Source organism: Streptomyces sp. C1-1, from assembly GCF_050214755.1.
GTDB lineage: Bacteria > Actinomycetota > Actinomycetes > Streptomycetales > Streptomycetaceae > Streptomyces.
Map to the genome: position 1 here is coordinate 7901051 of NZ_CP189826.1, position 22036 is coordinate 7923086.

Sequence of the window (22036 nt, forward strand, 5' to 3'; positions counted from 1 at the left end):
TCCGAGTGGCCCGCGCTCAGGGACGCCATGCCTCGATCGGGTTGCCGAGCCAGCGGGTGTCGTCCGGGACGGACTCCGCGGCCATGACGAGCGACGCGGGACCCAGGGTCGTACGGGCCCCGATCGTGCTGCCGGGCAGCACGATCCCGCCAGGGCCCAGCGTGGCGCCCTCACGGAGGACAACAGTATCCGTCCGCAAGATCCGGTCGTGGAAGAGGTGGGTCTGCAGGACGCAGCCCCGGTTGACGGTCGCCGCGTCCTGAAGGGTCACCAGGTCGCTCTCCGGCAGCCAGTAGCTCTCCACCCAGACGCCCTTGCCGATGCGGGCCCCGAGACCGCGCAGCCACCCGTTCATCAGCGACGTCCCCGGCACCGCCCCGGCCAGCCACGGCACGGCGACGACCTCGACGAAGGTGTCGGCGAGCTCGTTGCGCCACACGTAGCCGCTCCACAGCGGATGCTCACCCGTGTGGTGCCGCCCGACCAGCAGCCACTTCGCGAGAATCGACACCAGCGCGGCCACACCGCCCGCCCCGAGCAGCACCAGCCCGGACAGCGGCGGCGCCCACGACCCGAGCAGGCACAGCACGGCCGCGGTCCCGACGGCCAGCGCGGCCGAGCAGAACACCGGCACGATCCGGCACAGCTCCACCAGCCCGCGCGCCCACAGCAGCCTCGCCGGCGGGTCGTACGTCCTGCTCTGGTCGCCCGACTCGGCGTTGCGCGGCAGCTTCACCGGCGGCAGCCCCAGATAGGAGCTGCCCTTCTTGGCCTTCTTCGGCGTGGCGGACAGCACCCCGACGAGCCCGCCGTCCGGCACGCTCCGTCCCGGCGCGGTCATCCCGGAGTTCCCGAGGAACGCCCGCCGCCCGATCTCCGCGCACCCGATCCGCATCCAGCCGCCGCCCAGCTCGTACGGCGCCGTCAGCGTGTCGTCGGCCAGGAACGCGCCCTCTCCGACCGTCGTCAGGCTGGGCAGGGCCAGCACGGTCGACACCTCGGCGCCGCGTCCGACGCGCATGCCGAGCAGCCGCAGCCACACCGGCGTCGCCAGCCCCGCGTACAGCGGGAACAGCGTGTCCCGGGAGCGGTCCATGAGCTGGGTGACCGTCCAGGCCTGCCAGCCGGTCCGGCTGTGCGTCGGGTACGTCCCCTCGCGCAGGCCCAGACTCAGCAGCCGCACACCGACGAGGATCAGCAGCGCGTACGCGACCCCGAAGGCCAGCGTCGCCGGCACCAGGGCGGCCGCGACCCCGCGCACCGGCGCGGCCGGGTCGACGAGGGCGTACGCCACGAGGAAGGCGGCCCCGCCGGCGAGCAGCGGCAGAGCGGTCAGGACGAGGCCCGTCAGGCCGTACATCACCCGCCAGTACGTGCCCCGCTGCGGCCGGTCCTTGGGCCAGTTCCGCTTGGCCTTGCCGAGCTTGACCGCGGGAGCGCCCGCCCAGCGCTGGCCGGTCGGGATCTGCCCGGTGACCGCAGAACCGGGCGCCACCTCGGCGCGCTTGCCGACGCGGGCGCCCGGGAAGAGGATGCTGCGGGTGCCGACGGTGGCGTGCGCGCCGACCTTGACCTGGCCGATCTCCAGCCGGTCGCCGTCCAGCCACCAGCCGGACAGGTCGACCTCGGACTCCACGGCGGCGCCCCGGCCGAGCTTGAGCAGGCCGGTGACCGGCGGCAGCGAGTGCAGGTCGACGTCCTGGCCGACCTTGGCGCCCAGGGCGCGCGCGTACCGCTCCAGCCAGGAGCCGGTCAGCGAGGTCGCGCCGGAGAACTCGGCCAGCCGCTCGGCGGCCCACAGCCGCAGGTGGACACTGCCGCCACGGGCGTACCGGCCGGGCCGCACGCCCCGCAGCAGCAGCCGTGCGCCACCGGCCGCGATCGCCAGCCGGCCGGGCGGGCTGAAGAGCAGCAGGGCAGCGGCCACGAGCAGCCACCAGGGGGCCGTCGGCAGCCACGACCAGGCGGGCAGCAGGTTCCCGAGCGCGGCCAGCGCCACCGTCCAGCGCAGCCCGAGCAGCGTGAACAGCGGGACGAGGAGCAGCAGCTGGACGATCCTGGCGCGGGCGGGCACGGGGGCGACCGTGCGGCTGCCCCCGTCGTCCTGCGCCGAGTCCTCCAGCCGGCGGGCCAGCTTGCGCAGCGTGGGCTGCTGGTAGATGTCGAGGACGGCGGCGCTCGGGTAGCGGGTGCGCAGCCGCGTGGTCAGCTGCGCGGCGGCCAGACTGCTGCCGCCGATCGCGAAGAAGTCGTCGCGGGCACTGGTGACGGGGATGCCGAGGACTTCCGTCCACTGCTCGGCGAGCCATGCCTCGGTGCCGTACAGCCGCTCGGCGGGTCCGCCGGTCTCCAGGCCCTCCAGGGGCCAGGGCAGCGCGTCGCGGTCGACCTTGCCGCTGGTCCGGGTCGGCAGCTCGGCGACCGGCGCGAGCAGCGGGACGAGCGCGGCGGGCAGTTCGGCGCGCAGTTTCTCCACGGCGGCCGCGTGGTCCCAGCCGTCCTGGATGACGACGTAGCCGACCAGGAGCTGGTTGCCGCCGCGCGCGGTCCGTACGGCGGCGGCCGCGCCGGCCACCCCGGGCAGCGCCTGCAGCGCGGCGTCGACCTCGCCGAGCTCGATACGGCGACCGCCGAGCTTGATCTGCTCGTCGGCCCGCCCGAGGAAGACCAGCCCCTCGGGTTCGGCCCTGACCAGGTCACCGCTGCGGTAGGCCCGCTCCCAGCCCAGCGAGGCGAGGGGCGCGTACTTCTCGGCGTCCTTCTCGGCGTCCAGGTACCGGGCCAGGCCGACCCCGCCGATCACCAGCTGACCGTCGGCGCCCATCGCCACGGGCTCCCCGGCCTCGTCGACGACGGCCAGCTCCCAGCCGGCCAGCGGCAGCCCGATGCGGATCGGTTCGGCACCGCTCATCAGCGAGGCGCAGGCGACGACGGTGGCCTCGGTCGGCCCGTACGTGTTCCACACCTCCCGGCCCTCCGTCACCAGCCGCTGCACCAGCTCGGGCGGACAGGCCTCGCCGCCGAAGATCAGCAGGCGTACGTCGTTGAGGGTCTCGGGCTCCCAGAGCGCCGCGAGCGTCGGCACCGTCGAGACCACGGTGATCTCCTGCTCGACCAGCCAGGGGCCGAGGTCGGCGCCGCTCCTGACCTGCGAACGGGGCACCGGCACCAGACAGGCGCCATAGCGCCAGGCCAGCCACATCTCCTCGCAGGACGCGTCGAAGGCCACCGACAGCCCGGCCATGACCCGGTCACCGGGACCGATCGGGTCCTCGGTGAGGAACAGCGCGGCCTCGGCGTCCACGAACGCGGCGGCGCTGCGGTGGGAGACGGCGACGCCCTTGGGCTTCCCGGTGGAGCCGGAGGTGAAGATGATCCACGCGTCGTGCTCGACGCCGGGCCGCGCGGCCCTCGCCGTTCCCCGCCCGCCGACGGTCAGTTCGTGGCCGGCGCCGACGACGACCCGTACGTCCGCCTCCCCGAACACCAGCTCGGCCCGCTCGTCGGGGTCCTCGGCGTCGACGGGGACGTAGGCGGCACCGGCGGCGAGGACGGCCAGGATCGCCACGTACAGGTCGTTGGTGCCGGACGGCACCCGGACCCCCACGCGGTCACCGAGCCCGACGCCGGCGGCGGCCAGCCGCCCGCGCAGCCGCTCGACCTCGGCCGCCAGCTCCCGGTAGGTGAGCTGCCGCGAGCCGTCGTCCAGGGCGAGTTCACCCGGGTAGGAGCGCACGGAGGCGTCGAAGATGTCGACCAGGGTCCGCGGGGAGGCCGCCTGACCTGCGGAGAAGCGTGCGGTGTCGCCGAACTGTCGGTGGATCTCAGCGCTGAGCTCTTCGTCGAGCAGGCCGAGAGCACTGCTCTCGTGTATGGCTGCCATCGGTCCTCGCGTCTCGATCCCGGAAGCCTCCGGGGCGCTGGCGGGCCCGCAGGTCTGCCTGGGGTTGTCCTCCTCCAGCTCCGTAACAAGCCGGAAATTTTAGTACGAAGCTAGGTTCGGCCCGGCTGAACTGCCACTCGGGTGGGCCGTCCGGACGAACGGGCCCGCAAAAAGGGGGCGTTGACCTGCGTCTTTCACGCGGGAGAGAGATGCCCCACACTGAGAGTGGCCGGCTGGACGCTCACGCCCGGTCCTCCACCACGGTCGCGACCGCCGGTTCGTCACCTCCCATGTCCAGCCGGAACGGCGGATAGACGTCCGTCATCAGCGCCACGTAGGCGGCCACCCGCAGCACCCACCGGTTCAGGCCCAGGATCAGGTCGAACAGGCCCTTGGGGTACTTCTCGGTGAAGGCCAGCGTCACGGCCGCGATGAGAGCCAGTACGGCGACCAGGCCGCCGTCCCACCAGCCGACGCGCCAGCCACCGAGGAAGAAGCCGATGATGATGTAGTGCGGGATCGCCAGCAGCCACCACTTCACCAGCACCAGGCCCCGGGAGAGGTGTTCCGGATAGGCGATGTCCAGCCGGGCCGGGTAGTCGGGCTCCTCACCCAGGCTGAACGGCGGGTACCGGTCGGTGCCGAGGGCGCCGTACGAGTAGTAGGCGACCCGCCAGCTCCAGCGCAGCACCCCCAGGTTGAAGTCGAACAGGGCGCGGGGATAGCGGCCGGTGAACAGGATGCTGAAGAACGCGACCACGCTCACCAGGGTGAACGCGACCCACAGGAAGAACAGCACCACGTAGTGGGGGATGACCAGGATCCACTTCACCAGCCACAGCCACCGCGACAGCGGCGCGTCGAGCACCGCCTCCACCCGGACCGGGCGGTCCGGATACGCAGCCAAGGTCGTCATGGCGATCAGCTCCTTCGGTCCGGGGCTCCCGCCGCGGGGCAGGCCCCACCATCAGCGTGACCACCGCGGAACCGGCACCACGATGGGCCGACCGGGACCCCTCGGGGACCTTCGGCCCCGGGCCGGGCCTCAGGAGGTGCGGGACGGCCCGCCCGCCGTCACCGGTATCCGCCACGACACCCGTGTGCCGCCCTCCGCGCGCCCGGTCACCTCGAAGGTGCCGCCGAACCTCTCCGCGCGCCGGCGCAGGTTGGTCAGACCGCTGCTGCGGGTCGGCGTGCCGATGCCCCGGCCGTTGTCCACGACCTCCAGCAGCAGGTCCTCCGCGGCTCGCACGGTGACCTGCACGGCCGAGGCCCCGGCATGACGGCCGACGTTGGACAGGGCTTCCCGCAGCGCGGCCAGCAGATGCACGGCCGTCTCGTCGGGGACGGTCGCGTCGACGGGACCGTGGAACTCGACGGCGGGCGCGAAACCGAGCCGGCCCTCCGCGGCGGTGGTCTCGCCGAGGACCTGGGCGCGCAGACTGACGGCCTTCTGCGTCGGCCGGTTCAGCTCGAAGATGGTGTTGCGCAACTCCTTGATGGTGGAGTCCAGTTCGTCGATGACCGCGGTGATACGGGCGGCGGGCCCGGCCTGGACGTCCCGCGCGGCGATGCTCTGCAGGACGAGACCGGCCCCGAACACCCGCTGGATGACCATGTCGTGCAGATCGCGGGCGATGCGCTCACGCTCGTCCGTCACCACGCGGTCCGCCCGAGCGGCGGCCAACTCGGCCTGCGCGGCCAGCTGTTGCGTGATGTCCCGGGCCACCGTGCAGAACCCGATCAGCTCTCCGCCGGCGTCCCGCATCGCCGACACCGTCACGGCCACGTCGACCTCGCCGCCGTCGGCCCGGCGCCAGCGGCTCTGGTGGGGTTCGGCGTGTTGGCGGGCACGGATCTGCTCCACCGCCGAGCGGTAGGCGTCGAACGCCCCCTGAGACATGAGGTGTTGCACCGGCCGCCCCACGACCTCCAGCTCGCCGCGCCCGAGCAGCCGCCGCGCGCCGGGGTTCCAGGTCTGGACGAGACCGTCCGCGTCCACCGCCAGCATCGCGTCGTCGGACGACGCCACGATGGCGGCGAGCCGGGCCTCGCCCGCCCGGGCCGCCTCCAGCTCGGTGTGCAGCGCGATCAGGCCCCGGTTGGTGTCCTCCAGCTCCTGACGCAGCTCGTCGATCAGCAGCGTCCGGCCGTCCGGCTCCGACGCAGAGCCGATCACGGACGGGGACCCCGGGTCCGCGGGGGTGCTGGGATCGACGACCTCCCCCATGTCCGACCGCCCTTCGTCTCCGGTGACGGGAACGTGGCTCATGATGGCACGCTCCCCGTGTCCCGGACCACGACGACTGTGGCGTCGTCGGAAGGCCTGCCGTAGTCGCGGTGGACGACCGCCGCGACGACCGCCGGATGCCGCTGCGCCAGCCGCGGGTGGTCCTCCAGGCTCCAGCCGGAACGGATCCCGTCGGACACCAGCACCAGCATCGACCCGGGCTCCCACGCACAGCGCTGCACCCGGGTGCTCGGTACCGGCAGGTGGGTGCCCAGCGTGCCGGGGCGGTCCAGGAGATGCACGGAACGGGCGCCCGTGAACACCCGCCCGGTGATGTTCCCGACGGCCGCGTAGGACAGCTCACCCCGCTCGGCGTCGATCAGACACGCGCCCAGGACACCGCCGCGGGTCGCGCGCATCGCCTCATGGGCGCGCCGCACGAACCGGTCCAGATCCGTGACGGGTTCCTCCTCGAACGCGCCGACCGCCGCCCGGGAGGCGACGGAGGCCGCCGGACCGTGCCCCAGCCCGTCCACGACCAGCGCGGCCAGGGGCCGGCCGGGCACGACCGTCCAGGCATCCCCCGACTCGCCGTCCCCGCAGAGCGGGACATTGACCCCGCCGAACCGCCACCCACCACCCCGACCCGCATCGGCCGCACCCAGCCGCGCGTAGACGACCGTGCCGCGCCGGGTGGCGTACCAGTCGAACTCGGTGGCGTGCCGCCGTACGACGTTCAGCCCCGCGTTCAGCCCGCCCCCCGGCACCGGCGCCGAGGGCACCGTCGCCGGCGGGGCCACGCCCGTCATGCCCGGCCCGTGGTCGACGGACAGCAGCTCGAGGCCGTCGCCGCTCTTCCGCAGCAGCACATACCCGCCCGGGTGCGCGTGCCGGAGAAGGTTGGTGCCCAGTTCGGTGGCGACCAGTTCGGCCGCGCCCGCGCGCAGTGCCGGCTGCGCGGCGGCGAGGCGCGCGACGGACCGGCGCAGGGCGCCCACATCCTCCGGCGCCCCGATCGCATGCCGCTGGTGCTCGCTCTCGCTCAGTGCCGTCCCACCCCTGCCCCGCTCATCGCTGCCACTTCACGATCGTCACCGTGGTCCCCTCCTCGGCGGTGGACGTCAGCGTCATGTCGTCCACCAGCCGCCCCGCGCCCGGCAGCCCCAGACCCAGACTGCCGCGCGTGCTGAAGCCGTCCGTCAGCGCCGCCGCTATGTCCGCGATGCCCGGCCCGTCGTCGGAGAACGTCGCCCGCACCCCGCGCCGCCCCTGCCGGTACACGCGCTCCACGCAGAGCCTTCCGCGGCCGCCGGTCGCGTAGTTGAGGATGTTGCGGGCCAGTTCGCTGCCGGCCGTGATCAGCTTCGTGGCGTCCACCAGGTTCAGCCCCGCCGCCTCCGCCTCGGCGCGCAGCACCTTGCGGACCCGGATCAGATCGGCCTCGTGGGCGATGGCGAAGGCGTCCGGCTCCCGCTCCGTGGCGGCCCCCGTCGTCACGGGCGGCCCGCGCCGGTGTCGCCGCGGCGCAGCCGCTCCAGCAGCGCCAGCCCCTGCTCGGCGTTGAGCGCGGTGTCCAGGTGCCCCATCTGCACGCCCAGCTCCACCAGCGTGATCGCCACCGCCGGCTGGATCCCCACCACGGCCGCCTGCGCCCCGAGCAGCCGCACCATCGCCACGATCCGGGCGAGCACCCGGGCGATGAAGGAGTCGACGACGCTCAGCCGGCTGACGTCGATCAGCATGCCGGACGCCGACGTGTTCGCGATCTCCCGGGTGAGCTGCTCCTCGATCCGGATCACCGTGGTGTCGTCGAGGTCCCCCTGCAACGCCACCAGCAGCGTGTCGCCGATCCGCATGACCGGTACGACGTCCTCGTTCACCGCCCCTCCCCGCCGAGCAGGGACCGCGCGGCGTCGGCCGCCGTACCGGCCCGTTCGGCCAGTACCGCCAGCGCCAGCCGGAGGGCGTCCTGGAGGGTGTTGCGGGAGCGCAGCCGCCCCATGTCGATGCCCAGGTGGACCATGGACTGGGCGGTCTCCGGGCGCACCCCGCTCATGATGCTGACCGTGCCCATCAGCGCGGCCGCCTGCACCGTCTTCAGCAGGTGCTGGGCGACCTGGGTGTCGATCGTGGGCACGCCGCTGATGTCCAGGATGGCGACCTCGGCCTGCGTGTGGGCGATCTTCTCCAGCAGGCCCTCGGTCAGCCGGGTGGCCCGCAGGGTGTCCAGGGTGCCGATGATCGGCAGCACGAGGATCTTGTCCCACACCTGGATGACCGGCGTGGACAGCTCCAGGATCTCGTCGCGCTGCCGCTGCAGCCGCTGCTCGGTCTCCCGGCGCTCGGTCACGTCCCGGATCGCGGCCGCCACCAGCCGGCCCTCGGCTGTCTCCAGCGGGCTCAGGCTGATCTCGACCGGGAACTCGGTGCCGTCCCGGCGCATCCCGTACAGCTCCAGGCCCACGCCCATCGGCCGCAGCCGCGGATCGGCCAGGAAGCCGCTGCGGTGGCCGACATGGCGGTCGCGGAACCGGGCCGGGACCAGCACCTCGATCTCCCGGCCGACCAGCTCGTCGCGCTCGAAGCCGAACAGGGTCTCGGTCCGCCGGTTGGCCAGCACGATCCGGGCGTCAGGACCCACGATCAGCATGGCGTCGGGCGCCGACTCCAGCAGCCCGTGGAACAGCGACTCGGCCCGCGCGCTCTCGGTGACGTCCTTGAGCGTCTTGACGAAGCCCGTCACCGAGCCGTCCGGCTCCCGCAACGGCGTCAGCGTCACCTGCGCCAGGAACCGCTCGCCGCTCTTGCGGACCCGCCAGCCCTGGAAGGTGCGCCGGCCGTCCTCGCGGGCCGCATCCAGCTCCTGCCGCACCAGCCCGGCCTCCCGGTCCTCGGCGATGTGCAGCGCCTCCACCGACCGGCCCACCATCTCGTCCTGCTCGAACCCGGTCATCGCCCGGGCGCCGCGGCTCCAGCGGACCACCTCGCCGTCAGGGCCCAGCTTGACGATCGCCTGATCGGTGACCGCGTCCAGCATCGCCTCGAGATCGCGCAGGTCCGCCCCTGGATCTCGGGCACCTTCCGTCGACGTCGCCATGGCCGCCCCGCCTCCCCACACCCCACCCCGGAGAACCCCTGATCGGGGTCGTACCGTCCCGGCGGGGCGATGCTACTCGACAGCAGGTCGGGGCAGCGGCCGTACAAGAGGGCGAGGACGCAGAACGAACCGGGTGGATCGAGATGAGTCCCGATCCACCCGGTCTGTGAAGTGTCCGAGGGGGGACTTGAACCCCCACGCCCGATAAAGGGCACTAGCACCTCAAGCTAGCGCGTCTGCCATTCCGCCACCCGGACAAGGTGTCTGTCGTGCGGGGTCTGCCCCGCTGCGACGAGGGAAACATTACCAGGCTTTCGAGGGGTGCCCGATCACCCCCCGTCCGGCCTCCGCGCCCGCGTGAACGGCGTGTGACGGGCCGGTCCCGCTCTTGGGCGCGGCGCGGGGGAGAGGGAGGATGAGGGGAACCACCAGCAGTGACAGCGGGAGGAAGCAGCGTGAGCGACACGGACACGGCCAAGGGCGTCACCGGCGAGGACGAGGTCGTGGACCTCTGCCGCGAACTGATCCGCTTCGACACCAGCAACTACGGCGACCACTCGGGACCGGGTGAGCGCAAGGCGGCCGAGTGGACCGCCGAGAAGCTCGCCGAGGTGGGCCTGGAGCCGCGGATCTTCGAGTCGCACCCGGGCCGCGCCTCCACGGTGGCCCGCATCGAGGGCGAGGACCCGTCCCGGCCCGCGCTGCTGATCCACGGCCACTTGGACGTCGTACCGGCCAACGCCGACGACTGGACCCACCACCCCTTCTCCGGCGAGGTCGCCGACGGGTGCGTGTGGGGCCGGGGCGCCGTCGACATGAAGGACATGGACGCGATGACCCTGGCGGTCGTCCGCGACCGGCTGCGCAGCGGCCGCCGGCCCCCGCGCGACATCGTGCTGGCGTTCCTCGCCGACGAGGAGGCCGGCGGCACGTACGGCGCCCGGCACCTGGTGGACAACCACCCCGACCTCTTCGAGGGCGTCACCGAGGCGATCAGCGAGGTGGGCGGGTTCTCGTTCACCGTGAGCGAGCAGCGCAGGCTGTACCTGATCCAGACGGCCGAGAAGGGCATGCACTGGATGAAGCTGACCGTGGCCGGCACCGCGGGCCACGGCTCGATGATCCACCGGGACAACGCCATCACCGAACTGTCCGAGGCCGTTGCGCGGCTCGGCCGGCACAGGTTCCCCGTCCGGGTCACCAAGACCACCCGCGCCTTCCTCGACGAGCTCGGTGACGCCCTCGGCACCGAGCTCGACCCGGAGGACATGGAGTCGACGCTGGCCAGGCTCGGCGGCATCGCCAAGCTGATCGGCGCGACGCTGAGCAACACCGCCAACCCCACCCAGCTCGGCGCCGGTTACAAGGTCAACGTCATCCCCGGCGAGGCCACCGCGCACGTCGACGGGCGCTTTCTGCCCGGGTACGAGGAGGAGTTCCTCGCCGACCTCGAGTCGATCCTCGGTCCCAAGGTGCGGCGCGAGGACGTGCACTCCGACAAGGCCCTGGAGACCTCCTTCGACGGCGCCCTGGTCGAGGCCATGCAGTCCTCGCTGCTGGCCGAGGACCCGACGGCCAAGGCGATCCCCTACATGCTCTCCGGCGGTACGGATGCCAAGTCCTTCGACGACCTCGGTATCCGCGGCTTCGGCTTCGCGCCCCTCAAGCTGCCCCCGGAGCTGGACTTCGCCGGCATGTTCCACGGGGTCGACGAGCGGGTGCCGGTCGACGGCCTGAAGTTCGGCGTGCGCGTTCTCGACCGTTTCATCGACGCGTCATGACACTCGAATTCGGCTGCGTGTACGGAAGTGGCTGAGAAGAGTGAATGTGCTCATAAGCTCGTAGCCCCATTAATCGCTCCTCGTTGTAGGTGATGCGATCCGCTGCTTGGGATCGAATTGCCAACAAGGAGGAATAATGATCAAGAAGGTCGTCGCTGCTGCGGCTGCCACTGGTGGTCTGGTTCTCGCGGGTGCGGGCCTGGCCGTCGCCGACGCCGGCGCTCAGGGTGCCGCGGTGCACTCCCCGGGTGTCGCGTCCGGCAACGTCATTCAGGTTCCGGTGCACATCCCGGTGAACGTCTGCGGCAACACGGTCTCCGCGATCGGACTGCTGAACCCCGCCTTCGGCAACACCTGCATCAACCGCTGACGCCGGCCCGCTGAGGCCGCTCGTTTGACAACCGGTCGGCTCCGGAGCGCGCCATGTGCTCCGGAGCCGACCGGGCTTTCCCGATGATTCCAGGTCAGGTTCGAAAGCAAGGGGTAATTCAGGAATGCGACAGGTGACCCGCAAGGGCCTGATGACCGTGGCGGCCGCGACCGGCGTGCTCGCCGCCGCCGGTGGCTACGCGCACGCCGACTCCTCGGCGAGCGGCAGCTCCTCGGACTCGCCCGGCGTGCTGTCGGGCAACACGGTGCAGGCGCCCGTGCACGCGCCGGTGAACGTCTGCGGCAACACCGTGAACGTCGTCGGCGTGCTCAACCCGGCCGCCGGCAACCGGTGCGCCAACCAGGGCGGCGGACCGTCCGGCGGCCACGGTGGCTCGGGCTCCGGCGGCTCGCACGCGGGCGGGCACAGCGGTGACTCGCCGGGCGTCGGCTCCGGCAACCGCGTCGAGGCGCCCATCGACGCGCCGGTCAACGCCTGCGGCAACAGCGTGAACGTCGTCGGCGTCGGCAACCCCACCACCGGCAACGGCTGTGCCGACGGAGGCGGTTCGGGCAGCGGTCACACCACGCCGCCCGGGCAGCCGGGACAGCCCGGGAACCCCGGCACTCCGGGCACCCCCGGTCACCCCGGCACCCCGAGCACACCGCCCGCCACCGGTGTCCACACGCCGGGCGGCTCCTCCCACGCCAACCACCCGGGCGCCCAGGCGCTCAGCGGACCCGAGGCGGTCTCGCAGCTCGCCCACACCGGCAGCGAGCTGCCGCTGGGCATCGTGCTCCCCGTCGGAGCCGGAGCGCTGCTGGCGGGCGCCGTGCTCTACCGCAAGGCGCGTGCCTCCGCGTAGCACTGCGTGACACATATCACGGAGCGGGCCCCGCCTCGGCGGGGCCCGCTCCGTTTCCGGTGATCGTGTCGCCGCCCGTCGCTCACCACGTGGCGCGCACCTGGCGGATGATCCGCCGGCGCAACCGCACCCTGCGGCTGCCGTCGCGCATCAGACTGAGGCGGTCCAACTCCCAGTGTCCGTACTCGGCATGGTCCGTCAGCAGGCGTGTGGCGTCCTTGCGGGAAACCCCGCGCGGTACGTACACGTCGACAAATTCGTATTCCGGCATCGCATCTATTGTGCGGGCTGGGGCCCGGTACGGATAGCGTCTGCACTATGTCTGATGCTGCGCAGCCCACCGCTGCCGAGGTACGCGCCGCCGCCGAGGCGGTCAAGACCGCGCTCGACCGCCACCTGGCGGCCGTCGAACGCCGGTCGGGGGAGGACGACCCGGCCGTCTACGAGGCGTTCAACCAGCTGGCGGCGGCCGCCGAGGCGTACGACGAGCTGCTCTACGACCGCTACGACGAGGTGACCCCCTTCGAGATCCCCGGCGCGGAGGACGCGCTGCCGCCGTACACGGGACCCGAGGAGCCGAACGCGCTCAGCGTGCTCATCCGCCGCGACTACTCCGTGGTGGAGCCGCAGCGGCTGCTGGCGCAGGCGCAGCGGGTGGAGGCCGCGGACGAGGACGCGACGGACACGGAGGTCTCCGGCACGGTGCACGGGGCGCTGGGCATCCTGTTCGGCGAGTTCGAGCCGGACGAGATCGCCTCGCGGCACAAGGAGTTCGGGCTGGAGGAGGGCGACTCCACACTCTGGGTGACCGCCGCGGAGGACCCCGCGGAGCCCGGTGAGTGGCTGGAGGCGCCGTTCGACGGCGTCGATCCGCAGGCCGTGGTGTGCCGGTTCGACGTCAGCGCGGTGTTCGACGACGAGCTGGACGGGGACGATCTCGAGGACGAGATCGACCCGGAGCTGGACGAGGACGAGGATCTGGAGCCGTTGGACGTGGATCGCTGAGGGCTGCCGAGGGCGGCGGTCGCGGACTTTCCGTGACCGCCGCCCTCGTGTGTGCGGGGCGGGTGGTGGTGCGGTTGCGCCGTGGTCGTCGGGCTGCGGGCTGCGGGCCGCGTGCGGCCGTTCGCGCAGTTCCCCGCGCCCCTGGGGGGCGGTCAGGTGGCCGTCGGGAGTTGGGTGGCCAGCAGGACCGGCAGGCGGGTGGTGCGTGGCTTGGCGGAGATCTCGGAGACCGCCCTCGGAAGGGCCTGGTCCACGCCATGGACCACGGAGAGGTGGCGGTCGGCCCGGCTGAACGCCGTGTAGACCCAAGGGCGGTTCAGCACCTGGGCGGCGTCCCCGGGCAGCACCACGACCACGGCCGGCCACCGGCTGCCCACCGCCTGGTGCGCGGTCACGGCCCAGCCGAGCCGCACGCACTGCTCGACCCGGTCCTTCGGTACGACCACGGAGACGCCCGCGCACGACAGGTGCAGGCCGTCGGCGTCGGCCTTGACCACCTGTCCCGGCACGGTACGGCCGGGGGCGGGGGAGTAGGCGACGCGGTCACCGGGGTCGAAGCCGCCGAAACGGCCCGGGCCGGGGTTGAGGCGCTCCTTGAGGGCGGCGTTGAGGGCGCGGGTGCCGACGGCGCCGCCGTGGCCCGGCGTGATCACCTGCGTGTGCTCGGTGGGGACGCCGATCGCGCGCGGCACCGAGTCGGCGACCAGCTGCACGGTCCGGTGGACGGCCTCGCCTGCGTCCCGCACCGGCACGATCACGACCTCCTTGCCGGGGGCCTCGACCTGGTTGAGCTCACCGACGCCGATGCCGGAGACCAGCTCGCCGAGGGGCCCGGGGTCCGGCAGGCGGGAGGCGATCTGCGGGCAGATTCGTGCCGCCAGCAGATCCGCGAACACCCGCCCGGGACCGGCCGACCACAGCACCGCCGGATCACCGGCCAGCACCAGCCGGGCCCCGTCGGGCAGTGACTCGGCGAGCAGCGCCGCCGTCTCGACGTCCAGCTGGGGCGCGTCGAGCACGACGAGGAGATCCAGATCCAACGCACCGTCGGCGTCCCGCCCGGGCCCCTCGATCCCGGACAGCAGCCCGGCGACGGTGGCTACGGGGACCGCGCCGTCCGATTCGCTCAGGAGGCGCGTGAAGCGGTCTCGGCCCAGTGGTGTGTGGGCCGCCGCCCAGGCGCGCAGTCCGAGGGCGTGGGCCGTGCGCAGCAGGGCCGCCGGTTCGGCCAGGGACGCCTCGCCGCCCGTGTGCAGGACCAGGCCGTTGCCCGCCGTCGCGCGGATCAGCTCGGCGGTGGAACCCCTGGCCGCCTCGGCGGCCCGCTCCCACTCCTGCGCCGCACCGTCCTCCTTCGGTACCGAGTTGATCAGCCGGGCGAGTCCGTCGGCGAGGCTCTCCTCGGCGAGGGCGTACCGCTCCAGGCCGACCAGGATGCGGACGGGCCGCTCCGCGCCCTCCTCGTCGTCGTCCTCCGGCTCCGGTGCGCGTGGGTCCAGGGCGTCCTGGAAGACCAGGGCCTCGCCCTCGGCGACGGCGTTCTGCACGGCGGCGTCGGCGTCCGGCACGCCCCGCTGGGCCAGCGCGGCGGTGAGCGCCTGCATCTCCAGCGCCGTGTGCCCGGCCAGTGCGGCCTGCTCCAGCAGCCAGCCCGTCAGCGCCCGGCCCCGCCGCTCGTCGTCCGGCCCGGCCTGCTCGCCGAGCAGCGCCCGCGCGAATCCGTCGGCCTGCTCGGGCCGCACACCGCCGACCCGCAGCAGCTGCCAGGGGTCGGCGCGCAGCTGCTCCCCGGCGCCTTCGCCGAGCGCGGCGGCGGCCTGTGGTGCGAGCGAGTCCGGGGCGCCGCCGTCGGCCAGCACGCGACGCACCTCGTCGACGGACTCCGCCGCCACGGCCGCGGGCGCGACGGGCTGCGACGCCGGCTGCGGCCGCCGTACGGGCTCGGGCGCGGGCCGGCGCGGCGCGGGCTCGTCGAACACCGCGGCGACGGGCTTCTGACCGCTCTCCACGGCCCGCACGGCCGCCAGCAGATCGGCGGCCTTCCCGCTCAGCTTGGCGCCGGCCTCGACGGGCCCCGTCCGCTCGGCCTTGCGCCGCTCGATCCGCTCCCGCTCCAGGCGCTGCGCGGCCAACTCGGCCTCGGCCTCGGACAGCTGCTTGCCGGAGTCGCCCTCGGCGGCCGTGCCCTCGCCGTCACCGCCGTCCGCGGTACCGGCCTCCGCGCCCCCTTGCACGGCGCCGTCCTCCGTCGCGCCGTCCGGCGTCTCCGGCCCGGTCTGCTCCGTGGTCTCCGGCTCCGTGCTCACAGCGTGCTCCAGTCGTGATCGGGATAGCGGTGCACGGGCGCCGACACGTCGTCGAGCGCCCGGCAGATCTCGTCAGGAAGACTAAGGGCCTCCACTGACAATGCCGCCGTGAGCTGCTGCGCGTTGCGCGGACCGATGACGGGCGCGGCCACGCCCGGCCGGTCGCGGATCCAGGCGAGGGCGACCTGGAGGGGGGTCACGGCGAGCCCGTCCGCCGCGGTCTGCACGGCGTCGACGATCCGGCTCGCGGTGTCGTCGAGGTAGGGCGCGACGAACCGCGAGAGGTGCTCGGAGGCGCCGCGCGAGTCGGCCGGCCGGGCGTCCCCCCGGTACTTGCCGGTCAGCACGCCACGGCCCAGCGGGGAGGACGGCAGCAGGCCGATGCCCAGGTCCAGCGCGGCCGGCAGCACCTCGCGCTCGACGCCGCGCTGCAGCAGCGAGTACTCCATCTGCGTGCTCGCCAGCCGGGTCCGGGTCCCCGGCGCCGCGAGCTGCCACGTCGCCGCCTTCGCCAGCTGCCAGCCGCAGAAGTTGGAGACACCGGCGTACCGGGCACGACCGCTGCTGACCGCCAGGTCGAGGGCCTGGAGGGTCTCCTCCAGCGGGGTGCAGGGGTCGAAGGCGTGCACGTGCCAGATGTCGACGTAGTCGGTGCCGAGGCGGGCGAGCGAGGCGTCGAGGGCGGAGAGCAGATGGCCGCGCGAACCGTCGAAGCGGCGGTCCGGGTCGGGCACACTGCCGGCCTTCGTCGAGATCACCAGGTCCCGGCGCGGGACCAGTCCTTCTATGAGGCGCCCGACCAGGTATTCGGCCTCCCCGTCGCCGTACACGTCGGCCGTGTCGACGAGGCTGCCGCCGGCCTCCCAGAACGTCTTCAAGAGGTCCGCGGCGTCGTGCTCGTCGGTGTCCCTGCCCCAGGTGAGCGTGCCGAGTCCGATACGGGACACACGAAGGCCGGTGCGGCCGAGATGCCTCTGCTCCATGAACGCCGAGATTACTGGCCGGAACCTGCGGTGTGGGGGCCTGTGGACAACCAGTTTCCACAGGTTAGGGTCTGCGCAACAGGCACGACGTTACTGATCGGTAAGGGGAACGGCCATGCAGCTCGGGATCAACCTCGGCTACTGGGGCGCCGGAATGGACGCGGACAACCTGGCGGTCGCGAAGGAGGCCGACCGGCTCGGGTACGCCGTCTGCTGGGCCGCCGAGGCCTACGGCTCCGACGCGGCCACCGTGCTCAGCTGGGTCGCCGCCCACACCGAGCGGATCGACGTCGGCTCGGCCATCTTCCAGATCCCGGCCCGCCAGCCCGCGATGACGGCGATGACCGCCGCCACCCTGGACTCCCTGTCCGGCGGCCGCTTCCGCCTCGGCCTCGGCGTCTCCGGACCGCAGGTCTCCGAGGGCTGGTACGGCGTCAAGTTCGACAAGCCGCTGGCACGCACGCGTGAGTACGTCGAGATCGTGCGCAAGGCCATGAGCCGTGAGCGGTTGTCGTACGAGGGCACGCACTGGACGCTGCCGCTGCCCGGCGGCCCCGGCAAGCCGATCAAGCTCACCGTGCACCCCACGCGCGAGCACATCCCGCTGTACATCGCCGCGATCGGCCCGAAGAACCTGGAGCAGACCGGAGAGATCGCCGACGGCGCCCTGCTGATCTTCCCCTCCGCCGCGCACCTGGAGGAGACGACCTTCAAGCACCTGCGCGCCGGGCGTGAGAAGGCCGGGAAGACCATGGACGGCTTCGACGTCCACCCGACCCTGCCGCTCGCCGTCGGCGAGGACAAGGACGTCACCGCGCTCGCCGACGCCTTCCGCCCCTACACCGCGCTGTACGTCGGCGGCATGGGCAGCGCCAAGCAGAACTTCTACAACCAGCTCGCCCAGCGCATGGGCTTCGAGGCGGCCGCCGCCGAGGTCCAGGAGAAGTACCTGGCGGGCGACAAGCAGGGCGCCGCGGCCGCCGTCCCGCACGAGCTGATCGACCAGACGACCCTCCTCGGCTCCGTCGACCGCATCGCGGACCGGATGAAGGAGTACGCGGCCGCCGGCGTGACCACCCTGAGCCTCAACCCGGCGGGCTTCACGCTGGAGGAGCGGATCGCCTCGCTCCGCGCCGGCACCGAGGCCCTGGAGCGCGCCGGCCTGGCGTGACACGCGGCCCGGACACAGGAGTTGTTCTGCGGCCGTGGTGGGGGCTCGGGGGTCTTCCCCGCCACGGCCGTCACGGGGAACAACGCGCCGCGGCTCGCGCGGTTACGCCCTCGACGTGACCGTGCGGCTCCTCCTTTTGGCGGAGTTGTCCGGCACAGCTGTTGCGACACCTCGCGGGCCGCACTTGACTCGTTCTTTGCGGAATGCTCCGGAAATCTGCGATATCTGCGAGTCCTGCGGAGAGGTACCGACGATGCTTTCGGCCAAGAGTCTGTTCCAGGAGATCCTCGACGACGACCGGTCCTTCGCGCTCTTCTGCTCCATCGCGGCCAGCGGCGAGTCCCAGGGCGGCTGGGAGAACGGCCGTATCGCGGCCCTCGTACCGGAGGGCGAGCGCGCGCTCGCGCCCAAGATCGCCCGGCACGGCGCCGACGAGGACAAGCACGGACGGATCTTCACCGCGCTGATGAGAAAGCGCGGCCTCGAACCCGTCCCGGTCCCGCCCGAGACCGACTACACGATGCTCCTGGAGAAGCACGGCATCGGCCTTGCCCACGACAAGCTCAAGGCCGACCGGCCGCTGACCGTGCGGGACATCGTCACCTACCTCGCCCACAGCAGGGTCACCGAACAGCGCGCCTCGGAACAGATGGAACTGCTGCGCCGGTACTTCGCCGACCACCCCGACCTCGGCCGCGCGGTGCGGATGATCTCCGGCGACGAGGACAACCACCTCGCCTACTGCCACGAGGAACTGCTGCGCCTCGCCCACGCCGGACACGGCCGCGCCATCCAGCGCACCCTGCGCGAGTGCGCGCTCGCCGAGATCCGCGTCTACCGGGACGTCAGCCTCGCCGTCATGGACCACATGGGACGCCTCCTCGGCTGGCCGAGGGCCAAGTCCGCGGTGCTCGCCGCCGGCATCCACGCCGTGTACGCGTACGAGCGGCTCGCCGGCTGGCGGCGCATGGTGAACCTGCGCATGCCCCGTCGGCGCGACGCGCTCGGCGGGCCCGCGGCCACCGCCCCCGAGTTCGCCTGAGCCCCTCGGTCCCGCTCGCCCCCGCCCCGCTACAGCCAGCCCCGGCGTTTGAACAGCCGGTACAGCAGCAGCTCCAGGACCGCCATCACCACGATCACCGTCGGGTACGACCACAGCCAGTGCAGCTCGGGCATGTGGTCGAAGTTCATGCCGTAGACCCCCGCGATCATCGTGGGGACCGCGGCCATCGCCGCCCACGCGGAGATCTTCCGCATGTCGTCGTTCTGCCGGACGCCCGTCTGCGCCAGGTGCGCCGACAGCACGTCCGAGACCAGCCGGTCCAGGCCCTCCACCGACTCGTTCACGCGCGTGAGGTGGTCGCTGACGTCCCGGAAGAAGGGCTGCGCCTTCTCGTGCACGAAAGGCACCCGCCCGCCGGACAGGCCACCGCCCGCGAGCCGGGCCAGCGGCTGGGCCAGCGGACCCGTCGCCCGGCGGAACTCCATGACCTGCCGCTTGAAGGCGTAGATACGGGACGCCGTGTGCCGCGAGCCGCCCTGCGTCGGCGAGAACACCTCCGCCTCCAGCTCCTCCAGGTCGGTGCCGAGTTCGTCGGCGACCTCGACGTAGTGGTCGACCACGGCGTCGGCGATCGAGTACAGCACCGCCGTCGGACCGTGTCGAAGAGTCTCGGGCTCCTCCTCCAGCCGGTGCCGCACATCGGCGAGCGGCGCCTCCTCGCCGTGACGCACGGTCACCACGAAGGAGTCGCCGACGAAGACCATGACCTCGCCGGCGGTGACGACGTCGCTCTTCGGCTCGTACCCGACCGGCTTGAGGACCACGAACAGCGAGTCGTCGTAGACCTCCAGCTTCGGCCGCTGATGTGCCTTCAGGGCGTCCTCGACGGCCAGCGGGTGCAGCCCGAACTCCTCCGTGACCTTGTCGAACTCCTTCTCCGTCGGCTCGTACAGGCCGATCCAGACGAAGTCGTAGGGCCCGCGACGGCACTGCGCGAGCGCGTCCGAGAGGTCCGCGGGGCCCTTTGTCCGGCGCCCGTCGCGGTAGATGGCGCAGTCGACGATCACGGAGCGTGTTCTCCCTTCGTAGTACGGCGGGTGCACCCGGCCGGGCGCCTACCCTTGGCCGCATGCCCACGCTGATCCTTGTCCGGCACGGACGTTCCACCGCCAACACCGAAGGAGTGCTCGCCGGGTGGACACCCGGTGTCGCGCTCGACGAGCGCGGCGCCGCACAGGCCGCCGCCCTGCCCGGGCGGCTGGAGGGGCTGCCGATCTCCGAGGTCGTCACCAGCCCGCTGCAGCGCTGCCAGGAGACGCTCGAGCCGCTCCTGCGGGCCCGGCCCGAGCTCACCGCGCACACCGAGGAGCGGATCGGGGAGGCCCACTACGGCGACTGGTCCGGCCGCAAGCTCGCCGAGCTCAAGGACGAGCCGCTGATGGAGGTCGTGCAGGCGCACCCCTCGGCCGCCGCGTTCCCCGGCGGCGAATCGATGCGCGCGATGCAGTCCCGCGCGGCCGAAGCCGTACGAGAATGGAACGCGCGCGTGGAGCGCGACCACGGCGCCGACGCCGTGTACCTCATGTGCTCGCACGGCGACATCATCAAGTCGCTCGTCGCGGACGCACTCGGACTTCATCTCGACCTCTTCCAGAGGATTTCCGTTGAACCGTGTTCCATCACCGCCATCCGTTACACCCGCCTGAGGCCGTTTCTCGTACGCCTCGGCGACACCGGTGACTTCGCGTCACTGGCACCGCGCGAAGAACCCCCGGCCGGCGACGCCACGGTCGGGGGCGGCGCGGGCGCACCGTGATCGTCGGGCGCAGTAGGGTGAAGCGGTCGCAGTAGCGCCGTTGCCGATCCCCCGACTCCAGGAGAGCAGGACGTGTCCCGTCAGGTGTTCCTCTACGACCCCCCGGACCGCTTCGTGGCCGGTACGGTCGGGCTGCCCGGACGCCGTACGTTCTTCCTCCAGGCCACCGCAGGCTCTCGGGTGACCAGCGTGGCCCTGGAGAAGACCCAGGTCGCCGCACTCGCCGAGCGCATGGACGAACTGCTCGACGAGGTGGTGCGGCGCAGCGGGGGCAACGCCGCCGTCCCGGCCCTGGCACCGGCCGAGATCTCCGACACCGGCCCGCTGGACTCCCCCGTCGAGGAGGAGTTCCGGGTCGGCACCATGGCCCTCGCCTGGGACGGCGAGGAACAGCGCATGATCGTCGAGGCGCAGGCCCTCGTCGAACTCGACGCCGAGTCCGACGAGGACCTCGCCGAGGCCGAGGAGCGCCTGCTGCAGGACGAGGAGAACGGGCCCCCGATGCTGCGGGTCCGGCTGACCGGCGCGCAGGCGAGAGCCTTCGCCAAGCGCGCCCTCGACGTCGTCAACGCCGGGCGGCCGCCGTGCCCGCTGTGCAGCCTCCCGCTCGACCCGGAAGGACACGTATGTCCGCGCCAGAACGGATACCGCCGCGGAGCGTGACCACGGTCGAGCTGCTCACCCGGGGTGAGCTCACCGTCCGTGGGCAGATCCGGGACGCCTCCAACGCGGTGCTGTACTGCTCCGTCGCCCACGAGGGCGAGGAGGTGCTGTGCGTCTACAAGCCGGTGCGCGGCGAGCGCCCCCTGTGGGACTTCCCCGACGGCACCCTCGCCCAGCGCGAGGTCGCCGCGTACGAGGTGTCCGAGGCCACCGGCTGGGGGCTGGTGCCCACCACCGTGCTGCGCGACGGGCCCTTCGGCGAGGGCATGTGCCAGGTGTGGATCGAGGGCGAGCCGGGCGACGGGCTGCTGGCCCTCGTGGACGGCGAGGAACCCGAGGCGGGCTGGAAGGCGATCGGCCTCGCCGAGGTGGGGGAGGGCCGGACGGCGCTCCTCGTGCACGCCGACGACGAGCGGCTGCGCCGCCTCGCCGTGCTGGACGCGGTCATCAACAACGCCGACCGCAAGGGGGGCCACCTGCTGCCCGGCGGTGGCGGCCGGCTCTACGGCATCGACCACGGAGTGACCTTCAACACCGAGAACAAGCTGCGCACCCTGCTGTGGGGCTGGGCGGGGGAGCCGCTGACCGAGGAGGCGGTGACGGTCCTGAAGGGCCTCCAGGAGGCCCTCGGTCCCGGCGCGGCGCTCGCCGAGCGGCTCGGCGCGCTGATCACCCCCGCGGAACTCGACGCCACGCGCGCGCGGGTCGCCGTACTGCTGGAAACGGGCAGGCATCCCGAGCCGAGCGGGGAGTGGCCGGCCATTCCCTGGCCGCCCGTGTAGGAGCAGACTGACCGGTACCGCGCAAGATGGCCTTACCGGCCATCCGGCCCGGTCCGGTTCGTATACGGAACATCCGTCCGG

Annotated in this window: 20 protein-coding genes and 1 tRNA gene; 9 read left to right on the forward strand and 12 right to left on the reverse strand. The window is 72.7% G+C overall.

The features are described 5' to 3' along the window. Positions 1-16 precede the first annotated feature (16 nt). The 8 genes from ACQF4J_RS35920 to ACQF4J_RS35955 all read right to left on the reverse strand — a co-directional run bounded on the left by ACQF4J_RS35920 (position 17) and on the right by ACQF4J_RS35955 (position 9467). Complete coding sequence (locus tag ACQF4J_RS35920) at positions 17-3883, reverse strand: Pls/PosA family non-ribosomal peptide synthetase (RefSeq protein WP_427167675.1); 3867 nt, start codon at positions 3881-3883, stop codon at positions 17-19. Between the two features lie 241 nt (positions 3884-4124). After that, on the reverse strand, positions 4125-4799 hold the full coding sequence (locus ACQF4J_RS35925; protein ID WP_351577150.1) for a DUF4389 domain-containing protein: 675 nt from the start codon (positions 4797-4799) through the stop codon (positions 4125-4127). A 129-nt stretch (positions 4800-4928) separates the two neighbouring features. Continuing rightward, positions 4929-6155, reverse strand: a complete 1227-nt coding sequence (locus tag ACQF4J_RS35930) for a PAS domain-containing sensor histidine kinase (protein WP_427167677.1) — start codon at positions 6153-6155, stop codon at positions 4929-4931. Further along, positions 6152-7111 carry a SpoIIE family protein phosphatase gene (locus ACQF4J_RS35935; RefSeq protein ID WP_351803464.1) on the reverse strand — a complete coding sequence of 320 codons (960 nt, stop codon included), beginning with the start codon at positions 7109-7111 and terminating at the stop codon, positions 6152-6154. The genes ACQF4J_RS35930 and ACQF4J_RS35935 overlap by 4 nt, the downstream gene beginning before the upstream one ends. Before the next feature lie 70 nt (positions 7112-7181). Beyond that, on the reverse strand, positions 7182-7610 hold the full coding sequence (locus ACQF4J_RS35940) for an ATP-binding protein (protein WP_351577142.1): 429 nt from the start codon (positions 7608-7610) through the stop codon (positions 7182-7184). Beyond that, positions 7607-7969, reverse strand: a complete 363-nt coding sequence (locus tag ACQF4J_RS35945) for an STAS domain-containing protein (RefSeq protein ID WP_200700950.1) — start codon at positions 7967-7969, stop codon at positions 7607-7609. The genes ACQF4J_RS35940 and ACQF4J_RS35945 overlap by 4 nt, the downstream gene beginning before the upstream one ends. Before the next feature lie 20 nt (positions 7970-7989). Further along, positions 7990-9210 carry a PAS domain S-box protein gene (locus tag ACQF4J_RS35950; protein ID WP_427167680.1) on the reverse strand — a complete coding sequence of 407 codons (1221 nt, stop codon included), beginning with the start codon at positions 9208-9210 and terminating at the stop codon, positions 7990-7992. Between the two features lie 172 nt (positions 9211-9382). Then, a tRNA-Leu gene (locus ACQF4J_RS35955) sits at positions 9383-9467 on the reverse strand. A 198-nt stretch (positions 9468-9665) separates the two neighbouring features. Between ACQF4J_RS35955 and ACQF4J_RS35960 the strand changes: the two genes are divergently transcribed. The 3 genes from ACQF4J_RS35960 (at position 9666) to ACQF4J_RS35970 (ending at position 12226) form a co-directional block, all read left to right on the forward strand. Beyond that, the gene (locus tag ACQF4J_RS35960) at positions 9666-10991 is read left to right on the forward strand and encodes a M20/M25/M40 family metallo-hydrolase (protein ID WP_427167682.1); all 1326 of its coding nucleotides are present in this window, start codon (positions 9666-9668) and stop codon (positions 10989-10991) included. A gap of 136 nt (positions 10992-11127) precedes the next feature. Continuing rightward, a complete protein-coding gene (gene chpH, locus ACQF4J_RS35965) occupies positions 11128-11361 on the forward strand; it encodes a chaplin ChpH (RefSeq protein ID WP_351577133.1) in 234 nt (77 codons plus the stop codon). Positions 11362-11485: 124 nt separating this feature from the next. Then, entirely contained in the window at positions 11486-12226 is a 741-nt protein-coding gene (locus ACQF4J_RS35970) for a chaplin (protein WP_427167684.1), read from the forward strand. Positions 12227-12308: 82 nt separating this feature from the next. On the opposite strand, the gene ACQF4J_RS35975 is transcribed toward ACQF4J_RS35970, so the two are convergent. Continuing rightward, positions 12309-12497 carry a DUF5703 family protein gene (locus ACQF4J_RS35975; RefSeq protein ID WP_007380901.1) on the reverse strand — a complete coding sequence of 63 codons (189 nt, stop codon included), beginning with the start codon at positions 12495-12497 and terminating at the stop codon, positions 12309-12311. Between the two features lie 47 nt (positions 12498-12544). Between ACQF4J_RS35975 and ACQF4J_RS35980 the strand changes: the two genes are divergently transcribed. Beyond that, positions 12545-13231 (forward strand): hypothetical protein, encoded by a 687-nt coding sequence (locus tag ACQF4J_RS35980; protein ID WP_351584304.1) that lies wholly within the window; start codon positions 12545-12547, stop codon positions 13229-13231. 152 nt (positions 13232-13383) lie between these two features. Here the strand turns inward: ACQF4J_RS35980 and ACQF4J_RS35985 are convergent, their stop codons facing one another. Together ACQF4J_RS35985 and ACQF4J_RS35990 are read right to left on the reverse strand one after the other, a co-directional pair. After that, positions 13384-15537, reverse strand: coding sequence for a helix-hairpin-helix domain-containing protein (locus ACQF4J_RS35985; protein ID WP_427167687.1), 2154 nt, complete (start codon positions 15535-15537; stop codon positions 13384-13386). Next, positions 15534-16520, reverse strand: a complete 987-nt coding sequence (locus ACQF4J_RS35990; RefSeq protein ID WP_351806831.1) for an aldo/keto reductase — start codon at positions 16518-16520, stop codon at positions 15534-15536. The genes ACQF4J_RS35985 and ACQF4J_RS35990 overlap by 4 nt, the downstream gene beginning before the upstream one ends. A 115-nt stretch (positions 16521-16635) precedes the next feature. Here ACQF4J_RS35990 and ACQF4J_RS35995 point away from each other — a divergent pair, with 115 nt between their 5' ends. Further along, the gene (locus ACQF4J_RS35995) at positions 16636-17691 is read left to right on the forward strand and encodes an LLM class F420-dependent oxidoreductase (protein WP_427167689.1); all 1056 of its coding nucleotides are present in this window, start codon (positions 16636-16638) and stop codon (positions 17689-17691) included. 253 nt (positions 17692-17944) lie between these two features. Beyond that, entirely contained in the window at positions 17945-18733 is a 789-nt protein-coding gene (locus ACQF4J_RS36000; protein WP_351584296.1) for a ferritin-like domain-containing protein, read from the forward strand. Between the two features lie 29 nt (positions 18734-18762). Here the strand turns inward: ACQF4J_RS36000 and corA are convergent, their stop codons facing one another. Continuing rightward, on the reverse strand, positions 18763-19761 hold the full coding sequence (gene corA / locus ACQF4J_RS36005) for a magnesium/cobalt transporter CorA (protein ID WP_351584294.1): 999 nt from the start codon (positions 19759-19761) through the stop codon (positions 18763-18765). Between the two features lie 62 nt (positions 19762-19823). Here corA and ACQF4J_RS36010 point away from each other — a divergent pair, with 62 nt between their 5' ends. The 3 genes from ACQF4J_RS36010 to ACQF4J_RS36020 all read left to right on the forward strand — a co-directional run bounded on the left by ACQF4J_RS36010 (position 19824) and on the right by ACQF4J_RS36020 (position 21955). Beyond that, complete coding sequence (locus ACQF4J_RS36010; RefSeq protein WP_351584292.1) at positions 19824-20510, forward strand: histidine phosphatase family protein; 687 nt, start codon at positions 19824-19826, stop codon at positions 20508-20510. A 72-nt stretch (positions 20511-20582) separates the two neighbouring features. Next, positions 20583-21173, forward strand: coding sequence for a DUF3090 domain-containing protein (locus tag ACQF4J_RS36015; protein ID WP_351584288.1), 591 nt, complete (start codon positions 20583-20585; stop codon positions 21171-21173). Further along, positions 21137-21955 carry an SCO1664 family protein gene (locus ACQF4J_RS36020; protein ID WP_351584286.1) on the forward strand — a complete coding sequence of 273 codons (819 nt, stop codon included), beginning with the start codon at positions 21137-21139 and terminating at the stop codon, positions 21953-21955. The genes ACQF4J_RS36015 and ACQF4J_RS36020 overlap by 37 nt, the downstream gene beginning before the upstream one ends. Positions 21956-22036 lie beyond the last annotated feature (81 nt).